This window comes from Aerococcus sp. L_32 (assembly GCF_050689315.1).
This window is the reverse complement of record NZ_JBOEQF010000247.1, coordinates 1-3,167: the sequence shown is the minus strand read 5'-3', so window position 1 is coordinate 3,167 and position 3,167 is coordinate 1. Positions and strand designations below refer to the sequence as shown.

The following is a 3,167-nucleotide window of genomic DNA, read 5'->3' as shown; positions in this document are numbered from 1 at the left end:
TTCCGCATCGTTTTGGTCTACATTAAGTAAATTTAATTGTCCTTGGAAAGTAATTGCTTGTGCACCTGTCACATGGTAGAGGATATCCGTTTTTTTACCTTTGACTAAATTCATTGTCGTTTCTGTACCGTTCACTTGACGACGGATAGTCACTTTATCGTTAGTTTCAAATTTTAAACGAACCGCTACGATGTTCTCGGTGATTTTTTCTTCATATTCTACATAAATAGCCTCGCCTACTTCATAGAAGTAACCATTTGTTTTAGTGGTAAATTCCTCTTGAACTTGTTGGCCATCACGATCTTGTTGGATATAGTTTTTAACCTTTAACTGGATTGCTTGTTTACCAGCATTTGCCATTTGGCAACCTCCTCTAATTACAATTTTTCTTGTATATTTGACCTCCCCTATTCTAACACGATTCGCTTATACTTCAAAGATTAGATACCTTTGAAACCGCCGTCAAATAGGGGAAATAGCTACTTTTATGGTACAATATAGACAAATTAGCGGGAAGGACTATCACATGATGTTTGACGACTTTAAAACAAGCGACAAACCGCTGACTATGGCGGTCTATAAAGACATTACTAAAAATAATCAAGCCTATGGTTTAGAGGAGGCAGATGCAGCCTTGCTACCCTTTGCGGTTGATGATGCCATCTTGAATGCCATTAACCAAGAAACTTTTGAAGCCCCATTAGCCATTCATTTCTGGCCAACCCGCCCAACTGTTATCCTTGGGGGGGTGGACACTAGGCTACCAGACTTTAATCAGGCTGTGACTTGGCTGTATGAAAGCCAAGCCATTTTGCCAGTAGTACGTCCTGCTGGTGGTTTAGCGGTGGTATCTGACCCAAATGTCTTGAACGTGACTCTATTGATGGACACCAAAAATCAAGCCTTTACCATTGATCAGGCTTATGAATTTATCGTCGCACTATTACAAGAAATGATGGACGCACATGGTGTATCACTAGAGGTTGGCGAAGTCGCGACATCCTACTGCCCTGGTAAATTTGACATATCCATTCATGGGCAAAAAGTAGCCGGTATTGCCCAACGTAGAATCGGTCATGCGGTAGGGATTTACCTATACATGTCAATCAGCGGAGACCAAGCCAGTCGCGGCCAATTAGTCGCTGATATGTACAAATCCGGTCAAGCAGTTAAAGATGAAAAAGGCCGGTATCCAAACGTGGACCCTAATGTTATGGCCAACTTGTCTGACTTTGCACCTATTGATACGGTCGAAAAATTTGTCGATGACCTGTTAACGGTGATTGCAGATGCTGGGGTTGAATTAGACGAACGAAGTCAAGAGGCTTTAGATACGGCGACTTATATCGAACGAATGCAGAAACGAAACCAAGGCCTTTACGATATATTAGCAAATCAATAGATAGAAACCACCCGCCTTCACGTATAAATATAGAGAGGCAGAATTTGACAAAGGAGACTGTTATGAGTATTGCAGAAGCGAGTAAACGCATACCCGAGAAGGTGTTTCGGGACCCCGTGCACGACTACATTCACGTCCAACACCAGGTAATTATGGACCTGATTAATTCTAAAGAAATGCAACGCCTACGCCGAATTAAACAAATGGGGACGGCTTCTTATACCTTCCACGGTGCGGAACATTCACGGTTTAGCCATTCATTGGGTGTGTATGAAATTGCTCGAAAGATTTGTGATAAATTTGTACGAAATTATGCCGTTGAAGATGGTGGCGCTTGGGACGATAGTGAGCGACTGGTCGTCTTATGTGCTGCACTCTTACACGATATTGGTCACGGACCTTTCTCCCATACCTTTGAGAATATTTTCAATACTGACCACGAAACCATGACAAGAGAAATCATTTTGTCAGAAGCCACTGAGGTCAACCAGATTTTACGTGGGGTATCCGCTGATTTCCCAAGACAAGTAGCGTCTGTTATTGATAAAACCTATCCAAATCCGCAAGTTGTTCAGTTGATTTCTAGTCAAATAGACGCTGACCGAATGGACTACCTATTACGTGATTCATATTTCTCTGGGACGAATTACGGTAATTTTGATTTAAGCAGAATTCTACGTGTGATGCACCCTTATGAGGACGGTATTCGTTTTGATTATAATGGCATGCATGCGGTAGAAGATTATATTACTAGCCGCTATCAAATGTATATGCAGGTCTATTTCCATCCTGTATCACGAGGTATGGAGATGCTACTACACCACTTACTGAAACGTGCACAGGAATTGTTCCTCACGAAAGACCAATTTACTAGCCATGATACCCACGCTTCATTCTTAGAACCATTTTTTACTCAGGACTGGACATTAGAAGACTACCTGCGCCTAGATGACGGGGTCTTACAAACTTATTTCCAACACTGGATTTTCTATGCAGAAGACCCAGTCTTGCGAGATTTAGCTGACCGCTTTGTTAACCGCAAACCATTTAAGTCAGTCACTTACAACGAGGTTGAAAACCAAGAAGACGTGAAAGTATTGATCGACTTAGTGGGCAAATTAGGCTACGACATCCAATACTATGTTGCTATGAACTCGCGCTTTGACTTACCGTATGATTTCTACCGACCAAGTGCCGAGAAACCACGTACGCAAATTGAATTAGTTGAGAAAAATGGCCATATGGTTGAATTGTCAAAAGCTTCGAGTTTAATCGCAGCTTTTACTGGTCAACAACGCGGAGATGAACGACTATTCTTACCAAATGAATTATTCTATGGGAAAAACCGTGACAACATTACCTTGTTTGAACCTATCCTGAAGCAAATCCACGCCATGACCAAAACAGGTAAAATCACACCACTAGACGAAAACTTGGTAGATGAATTTTAGTGGATACATTTATCTAGCCTTCAGATAGAATAAAATGTTGTTATTTACTTAATATAATGAACTGAAAGGCTTGGATACTGGACAATCAAACCAAGCACCACATTGGGAGCCAGAAAGAGTCAAAACTATTTTGAATAAATAGTTTTAAGTAACTAGTCTTAAGCAAATAAGCTTAACATTAAGGAGGGATTTTTTTATCAAGGATTCGAAGTTGACTATCACGCTTGTAGTAGTTGTTGCGGTGAGCCAGTATATCATTTCCCTCTTTGACTTGATTACGTCACCCTTTGTCAATATGCTTGTTTTAGCGTTTC

The 3,167-nt window shown here is 41.0% G+C and carries 3 protein-coding genes; 2 read left to right on the top strand and 1 reads right to left on the bottom strand.

Features of this window, described 5'->3' with window-relative positions; all coding sequences use genetic code 11:
• Positions 1–360: DUF1934 domain-containing protein (locus tag ACRCJ0_RS11275; RefSeq protein ID WP_431390480.1), on the bottom strand; the 360-nt coding region annotated here is incomplete at its 3' end.
• Between the two features lie 166 nt (positions 361–526).
• Between ACRCJ0_RS11275 and ACRCJ0_RS11270 the strand changes: the two genes are divergently transcribed.
• The gene (locus ACRCJ0_RS11270) at positions 527–1,402 is read left to right on the top strand and encodes a lipoate--protein ligase family protein (protein ID WP_431390479.1); all 876 of its coding nucleotides are present in this window, start codon (positions 527–529) and stop codon (positions 1,400–1,402) included.
• A gap of 62 nt (positions 1,403–1,464) precedes the next feature.
• Entirely contained in the window at positions 1,465–2,853 is a 1,389-nt protein-coding gene (locus ACRCJ0_RS11265) for an HD domain-containing protein (RefSeq protein ID WP_431390478.1), read from the top strand.
• Positions 2,854–3,167: the final 314 nt, after the last annotated feature.